Origin of the sequence: Pseudomonas sp. OTU750018 (assembly GCF_011636575.1) — a bacterium.
In the GTDB taxonomy this organism is placed as follows: Bacteria; Pseudomonadota; Gammaproteobacteria; order Pseudomonadales; family Pseudomonadaceae; genus Aquipseudomonas; species Aquipseudomonas peli.
In genome coordinates this window covers 1,091,245-1,116,412 of record NZ_JAAPAU010000002.1, presented here as the reverse complement: position 1 = coordinate 1,116,412, position 25,168 = coordinate 1,091,245, and the positions used below count along the sequence as shown (strand labels likewise).

Genomic DNA, 25,168 nt, shown 5'->3' with positions numbered 1-25,168 from the left:
TGACGTGCAAGGTGGCATTCGGGTAGACTTGGCGGCTATTTTCGGCGGGCAGTCGCCTGCGACCTTTTTGAGTGTTGATCCGTGAGTGATTTGAGTCATATCCGCAATTTCTCCATCATCGCCCACATTGACCACGGCAAGTCGACCTTGGCCGACCGGTTTATCCAAATGTGTGGCGGCTTGGCCGACCGTGAAATGGAAGCCCAGGTGCTGGACTCCATGGATCTGGAACGCGAGCGCGGGATCACAATCAAGGCACACAGCGTTACCCTGTATTACAAGGCTAAAGACGGCATCACCTACCAGCTGAACTTCATCGATACCCCCGGGCATGTCGACTTCACCTATGAAGTCAGCCGCTCTCTGGCTGCTTGCGAAGGCGCGCTGCTGGTGGTCGATGCCGGTCAGGGCGTGGAAGCGCAGTCGGTCGCCAACTGTTACACCGCGATCGAGCAGGGCCTTGAGGTCATGCCGGTACTGAATAAGATCGATTTGCCTCAGGCCGACCCGGACCGCGTTAAGGAAGAGATCGAGAAGATTATCGGCATCGATGCCACCGATGCTGTGACCTGCAGTGCCAAGACCGGCTTGGGCGTCGATGAGGTGCTTGAGCGCTTGGTGCACACGATCCCGGCACCGACCGGCGACATCGACGCGCCGCTGCAAGCGCTGATCATCGACTCCTGGTTCGATAACTACCTCGGCGTTGTTTCCCTCGTGCGTGTCCGCCACGGTCGGATCAAGAAGGGTGACAAAGTGCTGGTGAAATCCACCGGCAAGATCCATTTGGTCGATAGCGTTGGCGTGTTTAACCCTAAGCACACCGCCACCGCAGACCTGAAAGCCGGTGAGGTGGGCTTTATTATCGCCAGTATCAAGGATATTCATGGCGCACCGGTGGGCGATACCCTGACCCTGGCTGCCACGCCGAATGTCGAAGTTCTGCCTGGTTTCAAACGTATTCAGCCGCAGGTTTATGCCGGGTTGTTCCCAGTCAGTTCCGACGATTTCGAAGATTTCCGGGATGCATTGCAGAAGCTGACCCTGAACGATTCGTCACTGCAATATTCACCTGAAAGCTCAGATGCACTGGGCTTTGGCTTCCGTTGTGGCTTCCTTGGCATGCTGCACATGGAAATCATCCAGGAGCGTCTTGAGCGCGAATACGACCTGGATCTGATCACTACTGCACCGAGTGTGATTTTCGAAGTGGTGCTCAAAACGGGCGAGACGATCTACGTCGATAACCCGTCTAAATTGCCGGATATCTCCTCGGTCGAGGACTTCCGTGAGCCGATCGTACAAGCCACCATTCTTGTGCCGCAGGAGCACCTGGGTAATGTGATTACCCTGTGTATCGAAAAACGCGGTGTGCAGCGCGATATGCAGTTCCTTGGTTCTCAGGTTCAGGTTCGCTATGACCTGCCGATGAACGAAGTGGTTCTCGACTTCTTTGACCGTCTGAAATCCACTAGTCGCGGTTATGCCTCGCTCGACTACCATTTTGATCGCTACCAGTCGGCCAACCTGGTCAAGCTGGATGTGTTGATCAACGGTGACAAGGTGGATGCCCTGGCCCTGATCGTGCACAAGGACAACGCCCACTATAAAGGTCGCGCGTTGACCGAGAAGATGAAAGAGCTGATCCCCCGGCAAATGTTCGATGTGGCCATTCAGGCTGCAATCGGTGGGCAAATCGTTGCGCGGACCACGGTCAAGGCGCTGCGCAAAAACGTATTGGCCAAGTGCTACGGTGGTGATGTCAGCCGTAAACGCAAGCTGCTCGAAAAGCAGAAGGCCGGTAAGAAACGCATGAAGCAAGTGGGTAACGTGGAAATTCCACAGGAAGCCTTCCTTGCAGTGCTCAGGTTGGATAGTTAAGGGCCTATGTCGATCAATTTCCCGCTGTTACTGGTTATCGCCGTTGCCGTTTGTGGCGCGTTGGCGTTGTTTGACCTGATCTTTCTGGCCCCGCGCCGGCGAGCCGCTATCAGCACCTACCACGGTCAGGTCAGTGAACCTGATGAGGCGGTAGTGGAACGCTTGAACAAAGAGCCGTTACTGGTGGAATACGGTAAGTCGTTCTTCCCGGTGCTGGCCATCGTGCTGGTGCTGCGTTCGTTTCTGGTTGAACCGTTCCAGATCCCTTCTGGCTCGATGAAGCCGACTCTGGAAGTGGGTGATTTCATCCTGGTCAACAAGTTCGCTTATGGCATTCGCCTGCCGGTGCTGGACACCAAGGTGATTGAGGTAGGTGATCCTCAGCGTGGCGATGTGATGGTATTTCGTTACCCGAGCGACCCTAACATCAACTACATCAAGCGTGTGGTTGGGTTGGCCGGTGACCGCATTGCCTACAGCAGCGACAAGCGTCTGACTATCAATGGTGAGCCTGTAGCGCAGCAGTTGATTGGCGATGAGTCCGGTAGCCTGGGCAGTGCGACGCTGTATAACGAGAAACTGGGTGAGGCAGAGCATCAGATCCGTAAGGAAATGCAGCGCTATCGGATTGAGCCGGGCCGCGAATGGGTTGTGCCGCAAGGGCATTACTTCATGATGGGCGACAACCGCGATAACTCCAATGACAGCCGTTACTGGAATGATCCGGCCATCCCTAAGCCGCTGCTGGGCATGGTGCCGGACCAGAATATCGTAGGCAAAGCTTTTGCTATCTGGATGAGCTGGCCGGATCCCAAGTCGCGCAACCTGCCGAATTTTTCCCGCGTAGGTCTGATCCACTGACCTGTTGACGATTTTGCGACGCTGTTAAATGCAGCGTCGCAGGCTATATATAGTCTTGCCTCCAGCCGTAATGGCTTTCACATAACTCGAATTTGGGGACAAATATGAAATCTGCGCATTCGCAAAAGGGAATGTCGATTCTTAGTTGGTTGATGGTGCTGGCGGTGGTCGCTTTTTTAGCCAGTGCGGCGTTCAAGGTGTTGCCGCATTACTTCGACTATATGTCGCTGGAGAAAATGATTACTTCGGTTGAGACCGATAAAGCAGCTGATGTCCGCAGTATTAATGAATTCTACAGCCATATCAGCAAGGGCATGCAGGTCAATAACATTCGCGATTTGAACATGCAGGACGCGATTAAAGTAAAAGTCGAAAACAACGAATTTCGCGTGCACCTGAAATACGAAAAGCGTGAGCCGTTGATCGAGAATATCGACCTGGTCGTGCGTTTCGATAAAGAATTCCGCGTGCGTATGCCGTGAGTGCGTCGTTAGCCCGTCTCGAGCGGCAGCTCGGTTATACCTTCAAGGACCAGGAGCTGATGATCCTGGCTCTTACCCATCGTAGTTTCGCCGGGCGCAATAACGAGCGTCTGGAGTTTCTCGGTGATGCGATCCTCAACTTTGTCGCAGGTGAAGCGCTATTTCAGCGCTTCCCGTTAGCGCGCGAAGGGCAGCTTTCGCGCTTACGTGCGCGCCTGGTTAAAGGCGAAACTCTTGCCATTCTGGCGCGTGGTTTCGACTTGGGTGAGTACCTGCGCTTAGGTTCCGGTGAATTGAAGAGCGGCGGTTTTCGTCGCGAGTCGATTCTCGCCGATGCCCTGGAAGCACTGATTGGCGCCATCTACTTGGATACAGGTATGGAGGCGGCCCGTGAGCGTGTGCTGGCCTGGCTGACCACCGAGTTGGATAGTCTGACCTTGGTCGACACCAATAAGGACCCTAAAACCCGCTTGCAGGAATTTTTGCAGTCGCGCGGCTGTGAGTTGCCGCGGTACGAGGTGGTGGATATTCAGGGCGAGCCGCACTGCCGGACATTCGTAGTCGAATGTCAGATAACCTTACTGAATGATAAAACCCTGGGGCAGGGCGCCAGTCGGCGTATCGCTGAGCAGGTAGCGGCTGCTGCCGCGCTGATCGCCTTGGGTGTGGAGAATGGCAATGACTGATACACCTGTTACACGCTGTGGCTATGTCGCCATCGTCGGCCGGCCCAACGTGGGTAAGTCGACGTTGCTTAACCACATTCTCGGGCAGAAGCTGGCAATCACCTCGCGTAAGCCGCAGACCACGCGGCACAACATGCTCGGCATCAAAACCGAGGGTGAGGTGCAGGCGATCTATGTCGACACCCCCGGCCTGCACAAGAACAACGAGAAAGCGCTCAACCGCTACATGAATAAGAATGCTTCGTCGGCGCTGAAGGATGTCGATGTGGTGATCTTCGTGGTCGATCGCACCCGCTGGACCGATGAGGACCAGATGGTCTTGGAGCGTATTCAGTACGTCGAAGGCCCGGTGATTCTGGCGATCAACAAGACCGATCGCATCGAGGACAAGGCTGAGCTGATGCCGCATCTGGAGTGGCTGGCCACCCAGTTGCCGAAGGCCGAGATCGTGCCGGTTTCGGCGCAGCATGGGCATAACCTCGACACCCTGGAAAAACTGGTAGGCGAGCATTTGCCGGAAGGCGTGCACTTCTTCCCGGAAGACCAGGTCACCGACCGTTCTAGCCGTTTCTTCGCGGCTGAGTTGGTGCGCGAGAAGATCATGCGTCAGCTGGGCGCTGAGCTGCCGTATCAGATCACTGTGGAAATCGAGGAGTTCAAGCGTGACGGGCGCATCCTGCATATCCATGCGTTGATTCTGGTCGAGCGTGATGGTCAGAAAAAAATCATCATTGGCGATAAGGGTGAGCGGATCAAGCGCATTGGCCAGGAAGCGCGCAAGGATATGGAGGTGATGTTCGACTCCAAGATCATGCTTAACCTGTGGGTCAAGGTTAAAAGTGGCTGGTCGGACGACGAGCGCGCACTGCGCTCTCTGGGTTACGACAACATCTAGTGTTGCGCGGGCGAACCTATTCGCCCGTTTCTGCGTTCCGTCACGTTGAGTCACCACTGGCCATGCTTGCAGACAGTCAGCCTGCCTATGTACTGCACAGCCGCGCTTACCGCGAAAGCAGCGCGCTGGTCGACTTTCTCACCCCCAAAGGTCGCTTGCGTGCAGTACTGCGTGGCGCTCGGGGCAAAGCCGGTAGTTTGGCTCGGCCGTTTATTCCGCTGGACGCCGAGTTTCGCGGGCGAGGTGAGCTGAAGAACGTCGGGCGTCTTGAGCCTGCGGGCATTCCCAATTTGTTGACGGGTGAGGCGCTGTTCAGTGGCCTGTACCTCAATGAATTGCTGATTCGCCTGTTACCCGCCGAAGACCCTCATCCCGCTGTGTTCGATCATTACGCCATGACGGTGTTGGCATTGGCCGAAGGTCGCCCGCTGGAACCGCTGTTGCGTTCGTTTGAATGGCGCCTGCTGGACGAGCTGGGCTATGGTTTCGCCTTGAGTCTGGACAGCGAAGGTCAGCCCATTGTCGCCAGCGGCCTGTATCGTCTGCACACCGAAGCCGGTTTGGTGCCGATTGGCCAATTGCAGCCCGGTGCCTTTCACGGCGTTGAACTGCTCGCCATGGCCGAGGCTGATTGGACTGCGCCAGGCGCTCTTGCTGCGGCCAAACGCTTGATGCGTCAGGCCTTAGCCCCCCATTTAGGTGGCCGACCGCTGGTCAGCCGCGAACTGTTTATGACGCTCAAGGAGCCAAGCCGTGACTGATGCCAATCGTATTCTGCTGGGTGTGAACATCGACCATGTGGCCACATTGCGCCAGGCCCGTGGCACCCGTTATCCCGATCCAGTCAAGGCCGCGCTGGACGCCGAAGAGGCGGGGGCCGACGGTATCACCGTGCACCTGCGCGAAGACCGTCGGCATATTCAAGAACGTGATGTGCGCCTGCTCAAAGAGGTCATGCAGACGCGCATGAACTTCGAGATGGGCGTGACCGAAGAAATGCTGGCCTTTGCCGAAAGCATCCGTCCCGAACATGTCTGCCTGGTACCGGAAACCCGTCAGGAGCTGACCACCGAAGGCGGCCTGGATGTTGCCGGGCAGGAAGCGCGGATTCGCGCAGCGGTCGAACGCCTAAGCAAGATTGGCTGCGAGGTCTCGCTGTTTATCGACCCGGACCCACTGCAGATTGAGGCGTCCAAGCGGGTCGGCGCGCCGGCCATCGAGCTGCACACCGGTCGTTATGCCGATGCCCATACCCCGGAAGAAGCCGCACGCGAACTGGCGCGGATTCGTGACGGTGTGGCCTGTGGCCTGCAGCATGGCCTGATCGTTAATGCGGGCCACGGCTTGCACTATCACAACGTTGAGCCGGTGGCGGCTATTGCTGGGATTAATGAGCTGAACATCGGTCACGCCCTGGTAGCCCACGCCCTGTTTGTTGGCTTTAAGCAGGCGGTAGTGGAGATGAAACAGTTGATCGTCGCGGCGGCTAATCGCGGTTGAGTGGAGGCGGACATGCCGCAGGCTTGTCCGCGATCTGCACTGGACAAGCTAGCGCCTGTCGACCCTACGTGAGCTTTGATAAGTCCGGTTTACGGTTTGCGGGCTATCAGTACCGCGCGGCTTGGCGCCGGCAGGCCTTCCACGGTGCGGCTATGGTCGGCCGGGTCAAGGAATTCGGGCAGTGACTGAAAGCGCATCCACTCGGTCGAGCGTTGTTCGTCGACTGAAGTGGTGCTGACATCCACGCAGCGCACATCGACGAAGCCGGCGCGGCGCAGCCACAGCTCCAGGGCGGGCACCGAAGGCAGGAACCAGACGTTGCGCATCTGCGCGTAGCGGTCTTCGGGCACGAGCACCTGCTGTGCATCGCCTTCTACCACCAAGGTTTCCAAGACCAGTTCGCCGTCTTTAACTAGGCAGTCCTTGAGGTCGATCAAGTGGTCGATGGGCGAGCGGCGGTGATACAGCACACCCATGGAAAATACTGTGTCGAAGCCTTGTAGTTTGCTCGGTAGCTCTTCGAACGCCAGCGGCAGATGCCAGGCGGGCAGGTCGGGCAGGTAGTTCTTCATCGCCAGGAATTGGCACAGGAACAGCCAGTTGGGGTCGATGCCGACCACGCTGTCCGCACCGGCACCAAGCATGCGCCACATGTAGTAGCCGTTGCCGCAGCCGACATCCAGCACCCGCTTGCCCTTGAGGTCGAGGTAGGGCGCGACGCGCTGCCATTTCCAGTCCGAGCGCCATTCCGTGTCGACATGCACGTCAAACAGGTGAAACGGTCCCTTGCGCCAGGGAATCAGGCCCTGAAGAGCCGTGGTTAATACTGCGCGTGTCGAGTCGTCACAGGTTCCGTTGAAACGGAAGCTATGTAGCAGCTCCAGTTGTTCGACATTCAGAGCCGGCAAGCTCTGCACCGCGCCGTACCAGCGCGCCAGGTCGCCATGGCCGACGGCCAGTTTGGCGTCGATCTGCCTGGGCAGGTCGGCTGACCATTCTTGCAGTGGAGTGCCGGCAAGGGTGGCTTGCAGGGCGTCGAGGTCGAGGCGGCTGATCATGGCAGGGCAATCATCGAGGCGAAATTAAGACACTGGAACCACGGTACTACCTGGCTAAAACCAGCGGCGAGCAGGCGTTCGCGGTGCTGCTCCAGGCTGTCTGGAAGCATGACTTTCTCGATCGCGCTGCGTTTTTGAGCGATTTCCAGCTCGCTGTAGCCGTTGGCCCGCTTGAAGGCGATATGCAGATCGCCCAGCAGAGCATGCTGCTCGGCATCTTCGAATTGCAGTTTTTCCGAAAGGATCAGCGCGCCGCCGGGCACTAGGGCTTGGCGAATCCGCGTTAGTAAGTCGAGGCGTTGTTCAGGCTGGATAAATTGCAGGGTGAAGTTCAGTGCCACCAGCGAAGTGGGCTGAAAGTCGAGGCGGAGAATGTCGGCCTCAATCACCTCGACGGGCAGCAGCTCCTGAAACATCGAGTCCTGGGCGTGCAGGTATTCGCGGCAGCGCTCGACCATGGCGCTGGAGTTGTCCACGGCGATCACCCGGCAATCGTCGATCTGCACATGTCGGCGCAGCGCTTGGGTCACAGCGCCCAGAGAGCTGCCGAGGTCATACAGTACGCTGTGCGGTTGGGCGAACTGGCCAGCGAGCACACCAATGTTCTCGACAATGGTCGGATAACCCGGCACCGAGCGTTTGATCATATCGGGGAAGACCCGCACCACATCCTCGTTGAACACGAAGTCCGGCACCTGGGCCAGGGGTTGGGCGAAAAGACGGTCGGGCTGTTTGCTCACGATGGCTGCGCACTGGTCAATAAAGCCGGGCATTTTAGCCAAGTGCGCCGCATAGCCAAACCTTGATTGCCGCTATTGGTCGCAAATCTGCTTGGAGACGGCTCAGCGGGTCTGTTTGAAGGCCGACGCAGCGATAGCCCATTGCCCCAACCAATAGCTGAGCATGATCGCTACGGGCGCCGCCTCGAAGGGGGCGACAAAGCGGTTGATGCCGATCAGGCTGTCGGACAATACGAACAGCGCGGCACCTACGGCGGCCAGGCGCCTGGAATGGATATTCAGGTCGGGTTGGCCAAGGCGGGCGAGAGCGCGCCAGAGCATGGCGCTAATCGCCAGGGCGTAACAGGCTACGGGGATCAGCAGCGGGCCCAGGTTAGCGTTGGCGAGGATGGTGAACATCGTTCCGCCAGTGGCCAACGCAAGAATCAAAGCGAGCCAGGCGGGTTGTTTGCAGTCGCTCAGGTAGGCGCGCAGGTAGGCCAGGTGCGCCAGAAGGAAGGCGCCTAGGCCGAAAACGAACTGGTCGCCCGGCCAGTCGAGCAGAATATCGCCCACCAGTGAGCAGAGCAGGCCGAGGCTGATCCAACGTCGATACAGGCCGCTGGGTGCCGTTCTCAACCACAGCAGCAGGGCAATCACTGGAATGCCTTTACTGAGCAGGCCCAGTTCATTCATGCCGCTGAGCCGTGTATAGAGGAATATCGCAGCACCCAGCAAACCCAGCAGCAGATAACGCATGACCCTTGTCCTTGATACTCGAAAGGTCAGCACTATGGCGCGTCGGGAATTAACTGGCCACGCCATGGGTGCCACTTAGGTCAGCATTTCGCGCCAGTAGCAGCAGGCTGTTGAAAAACTACCTACGTTGCCATCGCCGCGTTAAAAACAGGCTCGTGCGCGAGTCCGATCAAAATGCTCATTTACAGCTCGTAAACTCCGCTTTTCGCCGTTTTGACCAGCCGAAGGCTGTTACTAACGTAGCGCCTTGCGCTGGCTGCCTCGCCTACGTTTTTCAACGCCCTGCTAGCGAGCCTTGATCGTGCAGTTGAAGCGCTGGGCGGGCACTACGCCGACTTCCCAGGGGCGTTCATAGGTTAGGGCCAATTGGCCTTCGCCTGCTTTGATGACCTCGAAACGCCAGGTGGAAACCCCGGCGCTGCCGACCAGGCCGGCATCTTCCGGGTTGCTGTAGACCTCCGGGCCGAGGCTTTTCAGCACCTGGGGTGCGGAGTCACGCAGCAGCCAACGGAAACCGGTGGTGGGATTGCTCGGCAGGCGTAGATTGAATTGCTGGCCAACGTGCAACGACAGCGGGCATTTGCTCTGCTGGTTTTGCTCCAGGGTCACGCTGCTGGGCGTTTGTGCGCAGGCGGCGAGCAGTGCAAGGCTGAGTGCCACTGTCAGGCGGGGGGCAAGCATGGTGAGCTCCTGGCGAATGTCGAGGCTGCCAGCATAGCCGCTAGGGCTGCCCTGCGGGAGCCTGTGCTGAAAACGTCGTCTGCAGTGGCGCGCGCAACTGCTGGAAGAATTGGTCGATCAGTGGTGTGAGCAGGGCAAAGCACTCGTGCCGTGCCAGGCGTACTTTTCGCCTGTCGATCAGCTCATGTTCCAGGCGTTGCAGCACCTGCTGTTTCAGGCTTGGCGGACATTGACTGTTTAGGGCGATCAGCACCCATTTGTCGTACAGGCTGCAGTTTTACCGGGCAAAGGGTTAAAGTTGCACCTCTGTTTTTCAGGGTTGCACTTTTCATGTTCAACGCGCGGTTGATGCGTCTTGATGACCAGGCCCACGAACACACTCACGACCATCATCAACTGGTGCTGTCGCTGGCTGGGCGTGCCGAATTTGAAGTCAACGGCCGGGGCGGCGAGGTTTGCCGCATGCGCGCCTGTCTGGTGCCGGGGGATGCCGATCACCAGTTCGCTGGCATGGGTGACAACCGCATGCTGATCATCGATCTGGACGAGCAGGGCACCTCCAGTGAAGACCTGCAGCTGCTGACCCGTCTGTTTGAAACACCACGCTACCCGCAACTGGATGCCGATTTCCAGAACCTGCTGAGCTATGCCGGCGCCGAGCTGGAACGCTATGGCTCCGATCCATTGCTTCCCCGTGCCCTGGGGGGCGTGCTGCTGCGTGCCTTGCATCTGCGCCTGTTTGGCGAGCCCCAGACGCGGCCCATGGGGGCGCTGAATGTGGAGCGGCTCGACAGTTACATCACCCAGCATTTGGCGCGGCGTATCAGTGTGGCTGAGTTGGCACAGGTGGCCTGTCTCAGCCCCAGTCATTTCCATGCGCAGTTCAAGGACAGCGTCGGTTTGACGCCGCATCAGTACCTGCTGAAAACACGCTTGGATCGGGCTGTACGGCTGTTGCGCGAGAGCGGCTTGCCGCTGATCCGTATCGCGGAAGAGTGCGGTTTCTCCAGCCAGAGTGCGCTGACCACCGCTATGCGCCGCTATCTGGGCCTGACGCCGAAACGCCTGCGTAGCGCCGAATAACTGAGCCCTCGACGGTTATTGGGTAGCACGCTGCATACATTTGCGTGATGGTTACAGTCGACGAAGCGTGAACTTCCGCACATGGACGGCTAAGCTGTGGCCCACACAGGTTTTTCCTGTGCCCGGGCAAGGATGCTGCCGGTAGTCAAGTGTGCCCATAAAGTGCGAGTAGTCTTGATGAACAAGCCCCTATACCTGTCCACACTTTCACTGCTCGGCATGCTGCTGTTCAGTACAACGCTGTCCGCTGCCAGTCTGCAAGCCGAGCTGGTGGACAGTGAAGGGCAGCCGCTGGCCAATGCTGTGCTCACCTTGCGCAGCGAGGTTGCACCCGTGGTTGCACCTGCTACGGCAGTGATGGATCAAATCTCGCAGCAATTCGCGCCCAATGTACTGGCTGTGCGCAGCGGTACTGCCGTGTCGTTCCCTAATAGCGACAACATTCGTCATCACGTCTATTCGTTCTCGTTGGCTAAGCGCTTTGAGCTACGCCTCTACCAGGGCACGCCGAGCGAGCCGGTGGTTTTCGATAAGCCCGGTGTGGTGGTACTTGGCTGCAATATCCACGACTGGATGGTGGGTTATGTCTATGTCACTGACGACCCGTGGTTCGCGGTGAGTGATGCGCAGGGCAAGCTGAACCTGGAGCAGTTGCCGGCAGGGACCTACACCGCCAGCCTGTGGCACCCACAAGCGCCGGATATGTTGCCGCAGGATGCCGGCCAGGTGCAGCTGACAGAGGCCGGTAGCCTGCAGCGCTTTACCCTGTCCATGCAGGCTCCTGGCGGTCAAACCGCTCCGAGTGCGCCGGTCAGCGCTTTTGGTGATGCATTCAAGAAGGCACGCGATGCTGCGCAATAGCTTTCAGGCGCGAATTGCCGGGGTACTGGTACTGCTGCTGTTGGTGGTTGTGGGAGCGCTGTATGTGGCGGTGCAAACTGCCACCAATGCAGCCGTACGCAGCCAGGCACGTGAGCAGTTAGACGTCGGCAGCCTGGTCTTTCAGCAATTACTCGAGGTACGTGGCCGTCAGTTGCACGACGCGGTGCAGGTGTTGGCGGCGGATTTTGGTTTCAAGGATGCCGTGGCCAGTGGCGACACCGAGACAATTCGCTCGGCGTTGATCAACCATGGCGCGCGGATCAACGCCAGTGCAGTCATGATGCTGGGCCTGGATGGCAACCTTGAGGTCAGCAGTGATCGGCAGATCAGCGGTGAGACTGCCAAGCGCCTCAGCGCGCAGGTGATGCGGCGTCAGCGCGAAGGTGTGCAGATCTTTCTGATGCCGATAGCTGACAAGATCTACTTGCTGGTGCAGGCCACAGTCACCGCGCCGCTGCCAATTGCCCGGGTCATGATGGGCTTTCAGGTCGATGATGCATTTGCCGCCGAATTGCGTGAATTGACCCACCTGGATTTGACCTTGCGGGCGACCCAGGACGGTGTCGCGGATATCTGGATCAGCACTTTGCAACCCGCGCAAAGTAAGCAGCTGCAAGGCAGCATGGCATCATTGGCCAATGATGCAATCAGCCTGATCGGTGAAGAATCGTACTTGAATCAGACCCTGGTGCTGGCCAGTGGTGATGGTTTTGAAGTGCGTGCGCTGTTGCACAAATCCTTGAGTCAGGCGCAAGAGGCCTTTGCTCCGCTTGATCAGAAAATTCTACTCATTGCTCTGGCTGCGCTATCCGCCTCGCTTGTGGGGGCCTTATTGCTAGCGCGCTCAGTGTCACAGCCGGTTCGGCAGTTGGCGGCAGTGGCTGAGCGGGTACGCCAGGGTGATTACCAGGCCAGCCTGGACCTGCAGCGCGGCGACGAGCTAGGGCGTTTGGCCACTGCGTTCAAAGCCATGCAGCAAGGCATTGCCGAGCGTGAGCGGCAGCTGGCGCACAATGCGCTGCATGATGCGTTGACGGGCCTGCCCAACCGCACGCTTGCGCTGGAACGCCTGGGCAGTGCCATCACGGCAGGACGACCGACGTCGTTGCTCTACTTAGGCGTGGCGAATTTTCGGGCCGTCAATGAAAGCCTTGGCGCTGAGGGAGGCGACCTGGCGTTGCAGCAACTGAGCCGACGCCTGCAGGCCGTGTTGCGTCCTGGTGATAGTGTGGCGCGGATTATCGGCGATGAATTCCTGCTGCTGCTGGAAAACACCAACAGCGACAGTGCTGTGGGTATTGCCGACAAGGTTCAGCAACTGTTGCTCAAACCGTTGCGCGTCGCCACCCACGATTTCGCCTTGGATTGCCGCATTGGCATTGCCAGTTATCCGGTGGACGGCAACGCCCCTGAAGAGCTGCTGCGCCGGGCGAGCATCGCCATGCAGGATGCGGCTGGCATGCCCAGCCATCTGCAGGTGTATCAACGGGGTCGCGATGATGCCCAGCAGCGACAGATTCGCCTGATTCGCGATTTGCGGCATGCCCCTGAAAAAGCAGAGTTGTTGCTGCACTATCAGCCCAAATTAGATATCGCGGCCGGCCAAGTGCGTCAGGCTGAAGCCCTACTGCGTTGGCAGCACCCGGCGCTGGGCATGGTCTCTCCGGGTGAATTTATCCCGCTGGCCGAACGCACCGGCAGTATCCAGTTGTTGACTGCTTGGGTCATCGAAGAAGTCCTGCGCCAGTTACGTGAGTGGGCGGGGCGTGGACTGCGCGTGCAGGTGTCGTTGAACATCTCCACTGACGACCTGATTGACCCTCAGTTGCCGGCGCGGGTCAGTAAATTATTGGCCGAGTATCAGGTTCCGGCCGAGCAGCTTATTTTTGAAATCACTGAAAGCGGTGTGATGCTCAATCCCGAGGTCGCGCTGCAAGTGCTGCATGGTTTGCGGGCATGTGGCATCAGCCTGTCGGTGGACGACTTTGGCACGGGCTATTCTTCCCTGGCGCAGCTAAAGCGCATGCCGGTGCAGGAGTTGAAAATTGATCAATCATTTATCCGCGACCTGGACGATGCCAGTGAGGACTCAGTCATCGTGCGTTCGACCATCGAGATGAGCCACAGCCTGGGCCTCAAGGTCGTAGCTGAAGGGGTCGAGTTCGAGCGCAGCCTGCAATTGCTCGGGCGTTGGCAGTGCGACACCGCCCAGGGCTACCTGATCAGTCGTCCACTGGCGGCGCAAGCCTTTGAAACCTGGATGGCGCAATACGTACACGCCCCCTCGACGTTGGTGCATTGAATATGACTTACCTGCCACGCTGCATTTTCCTGCTGCTCGGCCTGCTGGCCAATCTGGCCTGTGCCGATGGCCGTTTGCTGGCCACCGGCGGTGCCAGCAGTATTGAAGGCGCCGCCGGTGGCGGGATTACGCCTTGGGCCGTGTTGTCTGGGTACGGTGAGCGCGGGGAGTGGGGCGCGGATGTATTCGCCACGCGGGTTGAGACGGGCGATTACCGTTTGGACGTGGCCGGTGTCGGTGTCGCTTTCGACAACCGTATTGAATTGTCTTACGCCCGTCAGCGTTTTGATTTGGGTAACCTGGCGCGCGGCCTCAACTTACCTGAGAACAGCCTGAGTCAGGACATCTTTGGCCTCAAAGTGCGCCTATTCGGTGATCTGATCTACGACCAGTTGCCGCAAGTTTCTCTGGGCATTCAGCATAAGCGCCAGAAGGATTTTCTGATTCCCAGCCTGGTTGGCGCCCAGCGCAGCGAGGACACCGAGGGTTACCTCACGGCCAGCCGGCTGATCCTTGGCGGTGCCTTTGGCTACAACCTGCTGCTCAACGGCGGTATTCGTTACAGTAGAGCCAATGAGCTGGGGCTGTTGGGCTTTGGCGGTGACCGCCGTGATCGTCATTCGGTGCTCAAGGAAGGTTCGGTCGCCGTGCTGTTCAATCCGCGTTGGGCGCTTGGGGTCGAGTACCGCGAAAAGCCGGATAACCTGAGCTTTGCGGGTGAAAGCGATTGGGCCGACTTGTTTCTGGGCTACTTCCCCAACAAGAATCTCGCCGTGGTGCTGGCGTATGCGCGCCTGGGCGAGATTGCCACACTGGATCATCAGGACGGGGTTTATCTGTCCGTACAGGGGAGTTTCTAGGCATGCGCAGTGTGCTGTTAGCGATGGTTCTGACCCTGGCGGCCTGCGCTCAGCAGCCGCCCAAAGACGACAGCCTGTACCGTGAGTTGGGTGAGCAGGCCGGGATCACTCGTATCGTTGAAGGCATGTTGCTGAACATCGCTGCTGATCCGCGCATCGTTCGGCACTTTGAAAATATCGATATCGAGCGTCTGCGCGACAAACTGGTGGAGCAGATCTGCGTCGAAGCGGGCGGCCCCTGCACGTACACCGGCGACAGCATGGAGGAGAGCCACAAGGGCCAGAACCTCACGCCGAGCGACTTCAACGCCCTGGTGGAAAACCTGCAGGAGGCAATGAGCGCGCAGAACGTACCCATGCCGGCGCAAAACCGCCTGCTGGCGCGCCTGGCGCCGATGCGTGCGCAGGTGATTGACCGCTAGAACGTCTTTCGACCAAACCTGCTACACGGTCGTCCTGCTTTGTAAACGCTGGGCTTGGCAAACACCTCAGCTGCAGTTCAATCGGGAGCCAGTCACGCCGCTACGAGGCTGTTGCCGGCTCAATGCGACTGTAGCGTGTGCGGTGCCGGGTTGTATGGGGTATTAACGCAACGTCTGGGCTATCGCCTGAATGTCGGCGCGGTGACTTATCACCATGCTGAGTTCGCCGTTCTCACCGATAAAATCCTGCGGTGGCATCAGTTTCTGGTAGGCCGCCAGTTCTTGAAGTGAGGGCAGTTCGGCGGTTGGCGTGTGCTCCTTGATGGCGTGATAGAGCGCCAGGTTGACCAGATCCAGCAATTGCAGGCTATGCCCCGGGCTGCATTGCCAGTTGCCAGCGTTGCGAATGATCTCGATGTATTCGTTATGCACCGACCATTTCTTCAACACGATGATGCCGAGCGATTTGCTGTACTCCTGGCACAGCTTTGAATAGAGCTCATTAGAGGGTGTTACGCGTTCACTTCTGAACGCTGACAGCACGGCAAGGGTGCCCACCTCGCTGAGCAGGCTGGCGAGCAACGCGTGCTCCGCCGTCACATGGCCCAGCAAGCGTGCCAGCATGGCGCTGATGCTGGCTTTGATGACCAAGCGCTCCCAGGCCTCTACAAATAGCCGTTTGTGCCCCGGGCTGTGCAGGGTGAACAGGCTTTTGATGCTGTGCACCATGGTAATTCGGTCGACTTCAGCCATGCCGAGCATGCTGATCACTTCGTGCAGGGTTTTGGGCGGCAGGGTGTGGCGATAAAGGGCGCTGGAGGCATGTTTCATCAGCAGGGCGCTTAGGGCGGGATCGCGGCTGATCAGGCGCACCAGGGTGTTTCGGGAAATATTGGGGTCACCCAAGGCGCGACGGATATCGAGGGTAATGGTTGGTAGGCTGGGCAATTGCTCTTCGCCCTGCATTAACTGTGAAACGACACGGCGGTAAATGGAGTAATCGGATGCTTCACTCTGCAACACACACCTCCAACTTGATGAATGCAGTCTAGATGGCCGTTATGCGTCTGTTGGACATGACGATGGATGGCAGGGCCAGCAACGCGTGCGTTGCCTTTCTGCTTTAAACGCTATTTGTAGGAAGTTCCCGCTGCTGGAGTTTTTTGCAAAAACTCCAGAGTTTTTTGTAAGAAGCGTTCATGCATCTGCCACTAAATTCCATGCTCGATTTACACGGTGCGCAGGTTTCTGCTCATAGGATGCCCCAGCAAGCTAGCGAGTTTGGGCTAGACCTAACACAGGCAATGAGCAGATAAGGACCGTGCATGAGCGCAACAGCCTTCATTGTTAGGTTCTTGTCCGGCCATGTTACTGCGCACTTTGTGGTGAGCGATGCAGCATTTTTACCGGTGTGCAGCGGTTTTCAAACCGGCCAGTGCATGCCGAGTCCTGCCAGGGGTAAGGCGTTGGCGGGCCATTAAAAGGATTTTTACGGGCGACTGTCTTGCGGCATGCGCCCGTTGTTGTATTGGGGCTCCAGAGCCTTTTTACGATCTCGCATGCTAACGCGTTGACAGGCGTTTTTACGCCGCGGCGACGAAGCACAGCCGATCGTAAGCAGGTTCTTTGTGCCTCGGTTGCGGTAAGTAGCTTCACCTGCATAGGCAGGCGTGCAATGCCATGTTGGCAATGGGGGCTAATCCCTGTTGCTGAAATAACAACAATCAAGAGGGGAGCCCCCCAATGACTGCAAATACTCCGATGCTCGTCACCTTTGTGGTGTACATCGCGCTCATGGTGCTGATTGGCCTGTTCGCGTACATGCGCACCAAGAACCTTTCCGATTACATCCTGGGCGGCCGTAGCCTGGGCAGTTTTGTTACCGCCTTGTCGGCGGGGGCATCGGACATGAGCGGCTGGCTGCTGATGGGCTTGCCGGGTGCGGTATACCTGTCCGGTCTGTCCGAGGGCTGGATCGCCATCGGCCTGATTGTCGGTGCTTACCTGAACTGGTTGTTCGTCGCTGGCCGTCTACGCGTGCAGACTGAGCACAACGGTAATGCCCTGACCCTGCCGGATTACTTCACTCACCGCTTCGAAGACAGCAGCCGCGTGCTGCGCATCTTCTCCGCGCTGGTGATTCTGGTGTTCTTCACCATCTACTGCGCCTCCGGTGTTGTGGCCGGTGCCCGCCTGTTTGAAAGCACCTTCGGCATGTCCTACGAGACCGCGCTGTGGGCCGGTGCTGCGGCGACCATCGCCTACACCTTCATCGGTGGCTTCCTGGCGGTGAGCTGGACTGACACCGTGCAGGCTACCCTGATGATCTTTGCCTTGATCCTTACCCCAGTCGTGGTGCTGATTGCCACTGGCGGTGCCGATGCGACTTTCGCAGCGATCGAGCTCAAAGATGCAACCAACTTTGACATGCTCAAAGGCGCGACCTTTGTTGGCGTGATCTCCTTGATGGCCTGGGGCCTGGGCTACTTCGGTCAACCGCACATCCTGGCGCGTTTCATGGCCGCTGATTCGGTTAAATCGATTCCGGCAGCCCGCCGCATCTCCATGACCTGGATGATTCTCACTCTAGGCGGTGCCGTGGCTGTGGGTTTCTTCGGTATTGCGTACTTCTCCGCCAACCCGGACCTCGCAGGCCCGGTAACCGAGAACCCAGAGCGCGTGTTTATCGAACTGGCCAAGCTGCTGTTCAACCCATGGATTGCCGGCATTCTGCTGTCCGCCATTCTGGCTGCAGTGATGAGCACCCTGAGCTGCCAGTTGCTGGTGTGCTCCAGTGCCCTGACCGAAGACTTCTACAAGGCCTTCCTGCGTAAAGATGCGTCGCAGACCGAGCTGGTATGGGTCGGTCGTGGCATGGTGCTGCTGATCGCGATCGTCGCCATCATGCTGGCTGCCAACCCGGAAAACCGCGTGCTGGGCCTGGTGTCCTACGCTTGGGCAGGCTTCGGTGCTGCGTTCGGTCCGGTGGTGATCCTCTCGCTGGTATGGAAGCAGATGACTCGCAACGGCGCGCTGGCCGGCATGCTGGTGGGTGCTCTGACTGTAATCCTGTGGAAGAACTTCCTCGGTCACCTGGGCCTGTACGAAATCATCCCAGGCTTTATCTTCGCCACCATCGCCATTCTGGTGTTCAGCAAGATCGGCAGCGGCCCATCGGCCAGCATGATCAAGCGCTTCGACGAAGCCGAGAAGGAATACCAGTCGGCCTGATAGTTTGAAATACCTGGCAACTGGCTGGTCGCTCAGTTGCCCCGCGGACCTGTTTCGCGGCGATGTGCGTGCGACTCGATAGTGCTTCGCCGGCCCACACCCTTGGTGTGGGCCGGCTTTTTTATGGCGACTTATCCTGAGGCTCACCCTTGCTGACGTTACGGCGCAGCGGCATAGCGGCCTCCAGGTAATTTTTATGCTGATGCCCAATCACGCTGGAGGCTTTCGGTTGTTCACCGGCTTGGCTATGGTGGCGGGGTTTGTCTTAATCGAGCTGTCCGTACAGGTTCTGCATGACTCAATCACCTAAAAATCCGCTACACGGCGTCACCCTTGAAGCCATTCTCACCGCATTAGTGGCTCAGTATGGCTGGGATGGTCTAGCTGAGCGGATTGATATCCGTTGCTTCAAGAGTGACCCCAGCATCAAGTCCAGCCTGACTTTTTTACGCAAGACGCCGTGGGCGCGGGAGAAGGTCGAGGCGCTGTATGTCCGTTCGCAAACACGGAAATAGACGTTAAGTCCTAGTTCGAAATTTGGCACCCTTGTTGCAATACCTCTGCAAACGCCGCGAAGCGTCAAAAAACCGCGGCCAGTGGAGGTAGAGATGAGCCAGGGTGTTGAATTCAATCGCTTGATGCTGGAAATGCGGTCCATGCAGGCCGACGCCATGGCGCGTCAGAAGCCTGTCGCCAGCACGCCAGAACCCGGTGCGCCAAGCTTCTCCGAGATGCTCGGGCAGGCGGTGGGCAAGGTCAACGAAACCCAGCAGGCCTCCAACAAACTGGCAACTGCCTTTGAGATGGGCACCAGTGGCGTGGATTTGACAGACGTGATGATCGCGTCGCAGAAAGCCAGCGTTTCCTTTCAAGCCATGACCCAGGTGCGCAACAAGCTGGTTCAGGCTTATCAAGACATTATGCAGATGCCGGTTTAAGGGTAGGGCTGAATCATGGCTGAAGCCGTCGCTGCAAACGTACCTGCCACCACCGGTGGTGATGAGCCGAAGAAACCGCTGTTCGGCCTGACCTTTCTGGAAAACCTCGCCGACATGTCGATGTTGCGCCAGATTGGCCTGCTGGTCGGTCTGGCTGCGAGTGTGGCCATCGGTTTTGCTGTGGTGCTGTGGTCGCAGCAGCCGGATTATCAGCCGCTCTATGGCAGCCTCGACGGTATGGACGCGTCGCAGGTCATGGAGACGTTGTCCGCGTCTGATATCAAATACACCGTGGAACCCAATTCTGGCGCGCTGCTGGTCAAATCAGGCGACCTGGCGCGCGCCCGTATGCGCCTGGCTGCGGCTGGCGTTGCACCGAAAGACAATAGCGTCGGTTTTGAGATTCTCGACCAGGAGCAAGGCCTGGGCACCAGCCAGTTTATGGAAGCCACCCGCTATCGCCGCGGCTTGGAAGGTGAACTGGCGCGTACCATTTCCAGCTTGAATAACGTTAAAGCGGCCCGTGTACACCTGGCCATCCCGAAGAGTTCGGTGTTTGTGCGTGATGAGCGCAAACCCAGCGCCTCGGTATTGGTTGAGTTGTATTCCGGGCGCGGCCTGGAACCGAGTCAGGTCATGGCGATCGTCAATCTGGTCGCCAGCAGCGTGCCGGAAATGGACAAGGCCCAGGTCACCGTGGTCGACCAGAAGGGCAATCTGCTGTCGGATATTCAGGAAATGTCCGAGCTGACCATGGCCGGCAAGCAGTTCGATTACAGCCGCCGCATGGAAAGCCTGTTCACCCAGCGCGTGCACAACATCCTGCAACCGGTACTGGGCTCGGGTCGCTACAAGGCCGAAGTTTCGGCGGATGTGGATTTCAGCGCGGTGGAATCCACCTCGGAAATGTTTAACCCGGATCAACCGGCGCTGCGCAGCGAGCAGTCGGTCAACGAACAACGTACCAGCAGCCTGCCGCCACAAGGTGTCCCCGGCGCGCTGAGCAACCAGCCGCCTGCAGCTGGTGCCGCGCCGCAGCAAGCGGGTGCCGCTGCGCCGGCCGTGCCGGGGCCGATTGCTGCCGGGCAGCCGCTGCTGGATGCCAATGGCGCTCAGATCATCGATCCGGCCACCGGTTTGGCCATGTTGGCGCCGTACCCAGAGGACAAACGTGAGCAGTCCACACGCAACTTCGAGCTGGATCGTTCAATCAGCTACACCAAGCAGCAGCAGGGTCGCCTACGCAGGCTGTCTGTAGCGGTGGTAGTGGATGATCAGGTGAAAGTCGACGCAGCCACGGGCGAAACCACACGCGTGCCGTGGAGCAGCGATGACCTGGCGCGGTTTACCCGCCTGGTACAGGACTCGGTAGGTTTTGACGCCAGTCGGGGTGACAGCGTCAGCGTGATCAATACGCCGTTCTCCGCCGAACTGGGCGAAGAGATGATTGATATCCCGTTCTACACCCAGCCGTGGTTCTGGGATGTGGTCAAACAAGTCCTCGGTGTGCTGTTTATTCTCATCTTGGTATTTGGTGTGCTGCGCCCTGTCCTCAACAACATCACCAATGGCGGCAAAGGCCAAAGTGACGGCCGTGATGGCGATGTCGAGCTGGGTGAAATGGGCGCACTGGGCGGTGATCTGGCTGAGGACCGTGTGAGCCTGGGCGGTCCGCAAAGCATCCTCCTGCCAAGCCCGAGTGAGGGGTATGATGCACAACTGAACGCCATCAAGAGCCTGGTCGCCGAAGACCCGGGCCGCGTAGCCCAGGTTGTGAAAGAGTGGATTAACGCCGATGAGTGATAATCGAACCGCCACTAAATTGAGCAAAGTCGACAAGGCCGCGATTCTGCTGCTGTCGCTTGGTGAAACCGACGCCGCCCAGGTGCTGCGTCATCTGGGCCCGAAAGAAGTCCAGCGGGTAGGTGTGGCCATGGCCGGTATGCGCAATATCCAGCGCGAGCAGGTCGAACAGGTGATGGGGGAGTTTGTCGACATCGTCGGTGATCAAACCAGCCTGGGCGTTGGTGCCGATGGTTATATTCGCAAGATGCTCACGCAGGCATTGGGCGAAGATAAAGCGGGCAGCCTGATTGACCGTATTTTGCTCGGCGGCAGCACCAGTGGTCTCGACAGCCTGAAGTGGATGGAGCCGCGCGCCGTGGCTGACGTGATTCGCTACGAACACCCGCAAATTCAGGCCATCGTCGTGGCTTACCTGGACCCCGATCAAGCCGGTGAAGTACTCGGGCATTTCGACCATAAGGTACGCCTGGACATCGTCCTGCGCGTGTCGTCACTGGAAACTGTGCAGCCGGCTGCGCTGAAAGAACTCAACGACATCCTTGAGCGGCAGTTTTCTGGCAGCGCCAATACGTCCCGTGCCGCATTGGGCGGGGTCAAACGTGCGGCGGATATCATGAACTTCCTCGACAGCTCGGTTGAGGGTCAGCTGATGGACTCAATCCGCGAAGTCGACGAAGACCTTTCCAGCCAGATCGAAGACCTGATGTTTGTCTTCGACAACCTGGCCGATGTCGACGACAGGGGTATTCAAGCCCTCATGCGCGAAGTGTCGTCGGATGTGCTGGTGCTGGCGCTCAAAGGTGCTGACGAGGCGATCAAGGAAAAAGTCTTCAAGAACATGTCCAAACGAGCCGCCGAACTGCTGCGCGACGATTTGGAAGCCAAAGGCCCGGTACGCGTCAGCGACGTGGAAACTGCGCAGAAGGAAATTCTCACCATCGCCAGGCGCATGGCCGAAGCCGGGGAAATTGTCCTGGGCGGCAAGGGCGGCGAGGAAATGGTCTAACACATGGCTCGCAATGGTTTGACGCATGTCCAGTAAAGAGCCGCCCAGCGAGCTGATTCGCGCCAAGGATCTCAAAGGCGTTGATGTGTGGGCGTTGCCCAGCTTCGACCCGGAAGTGGAACTCCCCGAGCCCAGCGAAGAAGAACATGTGAATGACCCGTCGGTTGAGGCGGGCGATCAGGCTCCGGCTGAGAGTGAAGAGGTGGCCCTTGAAGACGTCAAACCCTTGACGTTGGATGAGTTGGAGGCAATCCGTCAGGACGCCTACAACGAAGGCTTTGCCACCGGTGAGAAGGACGGTTTTCATGCTGGCCAACTGAAGGCCAAGCAGGAAGCTGATATCGCCTTGGCCGCCAAACTGGCCAGCATGGAGCAGCTGATGACGCAGCTGTTCGAGCCGATTAGCGCACAGGATCAGCAGCTTGAAGAAGCCATGGTCAGCCTTCTTGGGCAAATGGTGCGCCAGGTGATTCAACGCGAGCTGGTCAGTGACTCGAGTCAGATTCGCCAGGTGCTCAGCGAGGCGCTCAAGTTGCTGCCGATGGGCACCGGTAACATCCGTATTCACGTCAACCCGCAAGACTTCGAAATCATCAAGGCCCTGCGCGAGCGCCACGAAGAAAGCTGGCGAATTCTCGAAGATGCCTCTTTGCTGCCCGGTGGGTGTCGGGTGGAAAGCGAACTCAGCCGTATTGATGCCACGGTGGAAACCCGCTTGAACCAAGCGATCAAACAGCTGTTCGAGCAGCAGCGTGAGCAGGCCGCGCACCCGCTGGAGGCTGATTTGCATACCGATTTGGATGCTCCAGCGGTGGAGGCTACGCAGATACACAGTCAGGCGAGCCCGGATGCGCCTTGATCGGGTGAGTTTCGCCAAGCGCCTGGCGGGTTACAGCGAGGCCGTGACGTTGCCAACTCAGCCGTTGGTCGAGGGTCGCCTGCTGCGCATGGTCGGTTTGACCCTGGAAGCCGAAGGCCTGCGTGCTGCCCTGGGCAGTCGCTGCCTGGTCATCAATGACGACAGCTATCATCCGGTGCAGGTTGAAGCCGAGGTCATGGGCTTTTCCAACGGCAAAATCTTTCTGATGCCGGTCGGCAGCTTGGCGGGCATCGCCCCAGGTGCTCGTGTAGTGCCGCTGCCTGACACCGGACGCTTGCCAATGGGCATGTCTATGCTGGGCCGAGTGCTTGATGGCACGGGTCGCGCGCTTGACGGTAAGGGTGGCATGAAGGCGGAGGATTGGGTGCCGATGGACGGCCCGGCGATCAACCCGCTCAACCGCCACCCGATCAGCGAACCGCTGGATGTCGGCATTCGCTCCATTAACGGCCTGCTGACGGTAGGGCGTGGACAGCGCCTGGGGTTGTTTGCCGGTACCGGTGTGGGTAAGTCGGTGCTGCTCGGCATGATGACGCGCTTTACCGAGGCCGACATTATCGTGGTCGGGCTGATCGGCGAGCGGGGCCGCGAAGTAAAAGAATTTATCGACGAGATCCTCGGCCATGAGGGCCTTAAGCGCTCGGTGGTGGTGGCCTCGCCGGCCGATGATGCGCCGCTAATGCGTTTGCGCGCGGCCATGTACTGCACGCGCATCGCCGAATACTTCCGCGACAAGGGCAAGAACGTCCTGTTGCTGATGGATTCGCTGACCCGTTTTGCCCAGGCCCAGCGCGAGATCGCCCTGGCCATTGGCGAGCCGCCGGCAACCAAAGGCTATCCGCCCTCGGTATTTGCCCGCCTGCCCAAGTTGGTCGAACGGGCTGGTAATGCTGAGAAGGGCGGTGGGTCGATTACTGCGTTCTACACCGTGCTCAGTGAGGGCGACGACCAACAGGATCCGATTGCCGACGCCGCTCGTGGCGTGCTTGACGGCCATATTGTGCTGTCACGGCGTTTGGCTGAGGAGGGGCATTACCCAGCCATCGATATTGAGGCGTCAATCAGCCGGGTCATGCCGCAGGTGGTCAGCGCTGAGCACATGCGCCTGGCGCAGCGCTTCAAGCAGCTGTGGTCGCGTTATCAGCAGAGCCGCGACCTGATCAGCGTCGGTGCCTATGTACCGGGTGGTGATGCGGATACTGACCTGGCCATCGCCCGCCAGCCGGCCATGGTCAAGTACCTGCGGCAGAACCTGCAGGACAACGAAAGCCTGGAAAGCAGCAGCGCACAGCTGGCTGCGACCTTCAATCCCGCTGCAGCGGGCGCATAATCCATGGCACAAAGCCGCGCCGCGCGACTGGCCCCGGTGGTCGATATGGCCGAGCGTGCCGAGCGTGAGGCTGCACTGCAATTAGGTCGTTGCCAGGGCCTGCTGCGCCAGGCTGAAGTGCAGTTGGGCGATCTGGAGCGTTACCGCGGAGACTACCAACAGCAATGGATCAGCGAGGGCCAGCGCGGGGTTTCCGGGCAGTGGCTGATGAACTATCAGCGCTTTCTTACCCAGCTGGAAACCGCCATCGGCCAACAGCGCACCAGCGTTGACTGGCACCGCAGCAATATGGAAAAGGTGCGAGAGGCCTGGCAGCAGCGCTATGCGCGGTTGGAAGGTTTGCGCAAATTGGTCAAGCGTTATCAGGATGAAGCACGCCTGGCTGAGGACAAGCGTGAGCAGAAACTGCTTGATGAGTTGTCCCAGCGCATATCCGCCCGCGATTCGCAGTCTTAAGCGCGAATTACCCACCTGCAATACATCGACACAGCCTAAACAGTTGCTGCCAGCGCATTGCAATGCTACATCTTGATCATGCATAACCTGCTGCCTGGTCCACTGGTATGTGCGGCCTCGTCTTTTCGCTTATAGGAGTAATTCATGGCCATCACCTCGCTGCCCTCATCCGATGGGCAAGAGCTGACCATTCTGATTCAGGGACGCTTCGATTTCGGCGCGCATCAGGAATTTCGCAATGCCTACGAGCGTGTCAACAGCACCCCGCAACGCTACGTTGTAGACCTCAAAGACACCACTTACCTGGACAGCTCCGCGCTCGGCATGCTGTTGCTGTTGCGTGACCATGCCGGCGGCGACAGTGCGCAAATCCGCCTGCTCAACTGCAACCCGGATGTGCGCAAGATTCTCGCAATCTCGAATTTCGAGCAGCTGTTTAAAATCGCCTGA

Annotated in this window: 27 protein-coding genes; 21 read left to right on the top strand and 6 right to left on the bottom strand. The window is 58.6% G+C overall.

Translation table 11 applies throughout. From position 1 onward, the window contains the following. Positions 1-81: 81 nt before the first annotated feature. The 7 genes from lepA to pdxJ all read left to right on the top strand — a co-directional run bounded on the left by lepA (position 82) and on the right by pdxJ (position 6,305). Positions 82-1,881: a translation elongation factor 4 gene (lepA, locus tag HCI85_RS14160; protein ID WP_167145352.1), complete on the top strand. Its 1,800-nt coding sequence runs from the start codon at positions 82-84 to the stop codon at positions 1,879-1,881. A gap of 6 nt (positions 1,882-1,887) precedes the next feature. Continuing rightward, positions 1,888-2,742, top strand: a complete 855-nt coding sequence (lepB, locus tag HCI85_RS14155; RefSeq protein ID WP_167145350.1) for a signal peptidase I — start codon at positions 1,888-1,890, stop codon at positions 2,740-2,742. Between the two features lie 104 nt (positions 2,743-2,846). Continuing rightward, positions 2,847-3,224 (top strand): DUF4845 domain-containing protein, encoded by a 378-nt coding sequence (locus tag HCI85_RS14150; protein ID WP_167145348.1) that lies wholly within the window; start codon positions 2,847-2,849, stop codon positions 3,222-3,224. Continuing rightward, positions 3,221-3,910 (top strand): ribonuclease III, encoded by a 690-nt coding sequence (gene rnc / locus HCI85_RS14145; protein ID WP_160087970.1) that lies wholly within the window; start codon positions 3,221-3,223, stop codon positions 3,908-3,910. Before HCI85_RS14150 ends, rnc begins: the two co-directional genes overlap by 4 nt. Beyond that, positions 3,903-4,805: a GTPase Era gene (gene era / locus HCI85_RS14140; protein ID WP_090252025.1), complete on the top strand. Its 903-nt coding sequence runs from the start codon at positions 3,903-3,905 to the stop codon at positions 4,803-4,805. The genes rnc and era overlap by 8 nt, the downstream gene beginning before the upstream one ends. 62 nt (positions 4,806-4,867) lie before the next feature. Beyond that, entirely contained in the window at positions 4,868-5,566 is a 699-nt protein-coding gene (gene recO, locus HCI85_RS14135; RefSeq protein ID WP_167145347.1) for a DNA repair protein RecO, read from the top strand. Next, on the top strand, positions 5,559-6,305 hold the full coding sequence (pdxJ, locus tag HCI85_RS14130; protein WP_167145345.1) for a pyridoxine 5'-phosphate synthase: 747 nt from the start codon (positions 5,559-5,561) through the stop codon (positions 6,303-6,305). Before recO ends, pdxJ begins: the two co-directional genes overlap by 8 nt. Positions 6,306-6,394: 89 nt before the next feature. On the opposite strand, the gene cmoB is transcribed toward pdxJ, so the two are convergent. From cmoB to HCI85_RS14105, 5 genes are all read right to left on the bottom strand, one after another. Continuing rightward, positions 6,395-7,363 (bottom strand): tRNA 5-methoxyuridine(34)/uridine 5-oxyacetic acid(34) synthase CmoB, encoded by a 969-nt coding sequence (gene cmoB / locus HCI85_RS14125; protein ID WP_167145343.1) that lies wholly within the window; start codon positions 7,361-7,363, stop codon positions 6,395-6,397. Continuing rightward, positions 7,360-8,136 (bottom strand): carboxy-S-adenosyl-L-methionine synthase CmoA, encoded by a 777-nt coding sequence (gene cmoA / locus HCI85_RS14120; RefSeq protein ID WP_167145775.1) that lies wholly within the window; start codon positions 8,134-8,136, stop codon positions 7,360-7,362. Before cmoA ends, cmoB begins: the two co-directional genes overlap by 4 nt. A gap of 69 nt (positions 8,137-8,205) precedes the next feature. Further along, complete coding sequence (locus HCI85_RS14115; RefSeq protein WP_167145341.1) at positions 8,206-8,841, bottom strand: lysoplasmalogenase; 636 nt, start codon at positions 8,839-8,841, stop codon at positions 8,206-8,208. Between the two features lie 285 nt (positions 8,842-9,126). Next, a complete protein-coding gene (locus HCI85_RS14110; RefSeq protein ID WP_090252042.1) occupies positions 9,127-9,522 on the bottom strand; it encodes a protease inhibitor I42 family protein in 396 nt (131 codons plus the stop codon). 40 nt (positions 9,523-9,562) lie between these two features. Further along, positions 9,563-9,775, bottom strand: a complete 213-nt coding sequence (locus HCI85_RS14105; protein ID WP_167145339.1) for a hypothetical protein — start codon at positions 9,773-9,775, stop codon at positions 9,563-9,565. Positions 9,776-9,852: 77 nt separating this feature from the next. Between HCI85_RS14105 and HCI85_RS14100 the strand changes: the two genes are divergently transcribed. From HCI85_RS14100 to HCI85_RS14080, 5 genes are all read left to right on the top strand, one after another. Then, the gene (locus HCI85_RS14100) at positions 9,853-10,605 is read left to right on the top strand and encodes an AraC family transcriptional regulator (RefSeq protein WP_160087956.1); all 753 of its coding nucleotides are present in this window, start codon (positions 9,853-9,855) and stop codon (positions 10,603-10,605) included. Between the two features lie 177 nt (positions 10,606-10,782). Continuing rightward, entirely contained in the window at positions 10,783-11,466 is a 684-nt protein-coding gene (locus HCI85_RS14095; protein WP_446730784.1) for a methylamine utilization protein, read from the top strand. After that, positions 11,453-13,789 (top strand): putative bifunctional diguanylate cyclase/phosphodiesterase, encoded by a 2,337-nt coding sequence (locus HCI85_RS14090; RefSeq protein WP_167145337.1) that lies wholly within the window; start codon positions 11,453-11,455, stop codon positions 13,787-13,789. The genes HCI85_RS14095 and HCI85_RS14090 overlap by 14 nt, the downstream gene beginning before the upstream one ends. Positions 13,790-13,791: 2 nt before the next feature. Beyond that, the gene (locus HCI85_RS14085; RefSeq protein ID WP_167145335.1) at positions 13,792-14,649 is read left to right on the top strand and encodes a DUF3034 family protein; all 858 of its coding nucleotides are present in this window, start codon (positions 13,792-13,794) and stop codon (positions 14,647-14,649) included. A 2-nt stretch (positions 14,650-14,651) separates the two neighbouring features. Next, the gene (locus tag HCI85_RS14080; RefSeq protein WP_167145333.1) at positions 14,652-15,071 is read left to right on the top strand and encodes a group I truncated hemoglobin; all 420 of its coding nucleotides are present in this window, start codon (positions 14,652-14,654) and stop codon (positions 15,069-15,071) included. 162 nt (positions 15,072-15,233) lie between these two features. On the opposite strand, the gene HCI85_RS14075 is transcribed toward HCI85_RS14080, so the two are convergent. Continuing rightward, positions 15,234-16,094: an HDOD domain-containing protein gene (locus HCI85_RS14075; RefSeq protein WP_446730783.1), complete on the bottom strand. Its 861-nt coding sequence runs from the start codon at positions 16,092-16,094 to the stop codon at positions 15,234-15,236. Positions 16,095-16,814: 720 nt separating this feature from the next. On the opposite strand from HCI85_RS14075, the gene putP reads away from it, so the two are divergent. From putP to HCI85_RS14030, 9 genes are all read left to right on the top strand, one after another. After that, the gene (gene putP / locus HCI85_RS14070; RefSeq protein WP_160087948.1) at positions 16,815-18,302 is read left to right on the top strand and encodes a sodium/proline symporter PutP; all 1,488 of its coding nucleotides are present in this window, start codon (positions 16,815-16,817) and stop codon (positions 18,300-18,302) included. A 293-nt stretch (positions 18,303-18,595) separates the two neighbouring features. After that, positions 18,596-18,817: a VF530 family protein gene (locus tag HCI85_RS14065; RefSeq protein ID WP_108490472.1), complete on the top strand. Its 222-nt coding sequence runs from the start codon at positions 18,596-18,598 to the stop codon at positions 18,815-18,817. A gap of 93 nt (positions 18,818-18,910) precedes the next feature. Then, a complete protein-coding gene (gene fliE, locus HCI85_RS14060) occupies positions 18,911-19,240 on the top strand; it encodes a flagellar hook-basal body complex protein FliE (RefSeq protein WP_090252062.1) in 330 nt (109 codons plus the stop codon). A 15-nt stretch (positions 19,241-19,255) separates the two neighbouring features. Beyond that, positions 19,256-21,043 carry a flagellar basal-body MS-ring/collar protein FliF gene (gene fliF / locus HCI85_RS14055; RefSeq protein ID WP_167145329.1) on the top strand — a complete coding sequence of 596 codons (1,788 nt, stop codon included), beginning with the start codon at positions 19,256-19,258 and terminating at the stop codon, positions 21,041-21,043. Further along, on the top strand, positions 21,036-22,052 hold the full coding sequence (gene fliG, locus HCI85_RS14050) for a flagellar motor switch protein FliG (RefSeq protein ID WP_090252067.1): 1,017 nt from the start codon (positions 21,036-21,038) through the stop codon (positions 22,050-22,052). Before fliF ends, fliG begins: the two co-directional genes overlap by 8 nt. Positions 22,053-22,077: 25 nt before the next feature. Beyond that, entirely contained in the window at positions 22,078-22,911 is an 834-nt protein-coding gene (gene fliH / locus HCI85_RS14045) for a flagellar assembly protein FliH (RefSeq protein WP_167145327.1), read from the top strand. Continuing rightward, positions 22,901-24,262 carry a flagellar protein export ATPase FliI gene (fliI, locus tag HCI85_RS14040; RefSeq protein ID WP_090252071.1) on the top strand — a complete coding sequence of 454 codons (1,362 nt, stop codon included), beginning with the start codon at positions 22,901-22,903 and terminating at the stop codon, positions 24,260-24,262. Before fliH ends, fliI begins: the two co-directional genes overlap by 11 nt. 3 nt (positions 24,263-24,265) lie before the next feature. Further along, positions 24,266-24,718: a flagellar export protein FliJ gene (gene fliJ / locus HCI85_RS14035; protein ID WP_090252074.1), complete on the top strand. Its 453-nt coding sequence runs from the start codon at positions 24,266-24,268 to the stop codon at positions 24,716-24,718. Between the two features lie 144 nt (positions 24,719-24,862). Further along, on the top strand, positions 24,863-25,168 hold the full coding sequence (locus tag HCI85_RS14030) for an STAS domain-containing protein (protein WP_090252075.1): 306 nt from the start codon (positions 24,863-24,865) through the stop codon (positions 25,166-25,168).

Excerpts from the sequence above, each read along its gene's own strand:
- lepB (WP_167145350.1), top strand. The coding sequence starts at position 1,888 with ATGTCGATCAATTTCCCGCTGTTACTGGTTATCGCCGTTGCCGTTTGT.
- HCI85_RS14150 (WP_167145348.1), top strand. The coding sequence starts at position 2,847 with ATGAAATCTGCGCATTCGCAAAAGGGAATGTCGATTCTTAGTTGGTTG.
- era (WP_090252025.1), top strand. The coding sequence starts at position 3,903 with ATGACTGATACACCTGTTACACGCTGTGGCTATGTCGCCATCGTCGGC.
- recO (WP_167145347.1), top strand. The coding sequence starts at position 4,868 with ATGCTTGCAGACAGTCAGCCTGCCTATGTACTGCACAGCCGCGCTTAC.
- cmoB (WP_167145343.1), bottom strand. The coding sequence starts at position 7,363 with ATGATCAGCCGCCTCGACCTCGACGCCCTGCAAGCCACCCTTGCCGGC.
- cmoA (WP_167145775.1), bottom strand. The coding sequence starts at position 8,136 with ATGCCCGGCTTTATTGACCAGTGCGCAGCCATCGTGAGCAAACAGCCC.
- HCI85_RS14115 (WP_167145341.1), bottom strand. The coding sequence starts at position 8,841 with ATGCGTTATCTGCTGCTGGGTTTGCTGGGTGCTGCGATATTCCTCTAT.
- HCI85_RS14110 (WP_090252042.1), bottom strand. The coding sequence starts at position 9,522 with ATGCTTGCCCCCCGCCTGACAGTGGCACTCAGCCTTGCACTGCTCGCC.
- HCI85_RS14100 (WP_160087956.1), top strand. The coding sequence starts at position 9,853 with ATGTTCAACGCGCGGTTGATGCGTCTTGATGACCAGGCCCACGAACAC.
- HCI85_RS14095 (WP_446730784.1), top strand. The coding sequence starts at position 10,783 with ATGAACAAGCCCCTATACCTGTCCACACTTTCACTGCTCGGCATGCTG.
- HCI85_RS14090 (WP_167145337.1), top strand. The coding sequence starts at position 11,453 with ATGCTGCGCAATAGCTTTCAGGCGCGAATTGCCGGGGTACTGGTACTG.
- HCI85_RS14085 (WP_167145335.1), top strand. The coding sequence starts at position 13,792 with ATGACTTACCTGCCACGCTGCATTTTCCTGCTGCTCGGCCTGCTGGCC.
- HCI85_RS14080 (WP_167145333.1), top strand. The coding sequence starts at position 14,652 with ATGCGCAGTGTGCTGTTAGCGATGGTTCTGACCCTGGCGGCCTGCGCT.
- putP (WP_160087948.1), top strand. The coding sequence starts at position 16,815 with ATGACTGCAAATACTCCGATGCTCGTCACCTTTGTGGTGTACATCGCG.
- HCI85_RS14065 (WP_108490472.1), top strand. The coding sequence starts at position 18,596 with ATGACTCAATCACCTAAAAATCCGCTACACGGCGTCACCCTTGAAGCC.
- fliE (WP_090252062.1), top strand. The coding sequence starts at position 18,911 with ATGAGCCAGGGTGTTGAATTCAATCGCTTGATGCTGGAAATGCGGTCC.
- fliF (WP_167145329.1), top strand. The coding sequence starts at position 19,256 with ATGGCTGAAGCCGTCGCTGCAAACGTACCTGCCACCACCGGTGGTGAT.
- fliG (WP_090252067.1), top strand. The coding sequence starts at position 21,036 with ATGAGTGATAATCGAACCGCCACTAAATTGAGCAAAGTCGACAAGGCC.
- fliH (WP_167145327.1), top strand. The coding sequence starts at position 22,078 with ATGTCCAGTAAAGAGCCGCCCAGCGAGCTGATTCGCGCCAAGGATCTC.
- fliI (WP_090252071.1), top strand. The coding sequence starts at position 22,901 with ATGCGCCTTGATCGGGTGAGTTTCGCCAAGCGCCTGGCGGGTTACAGC.
- fliJ (WP_090252074.1), top strand. The coding sequence starts at position 24,266 with ATGGCACAAAGCCGCGCCGCGCGACTGGCCCCGGTGGTCGATATGGCC.
- HCI85_RS14030 (WP_090252075.1), top strand. The coding sequence starts at position 24,863 with ATGGCCATCACCTCGCTGCCCTCATCCGATGGGCAAGAGCTGACCATT.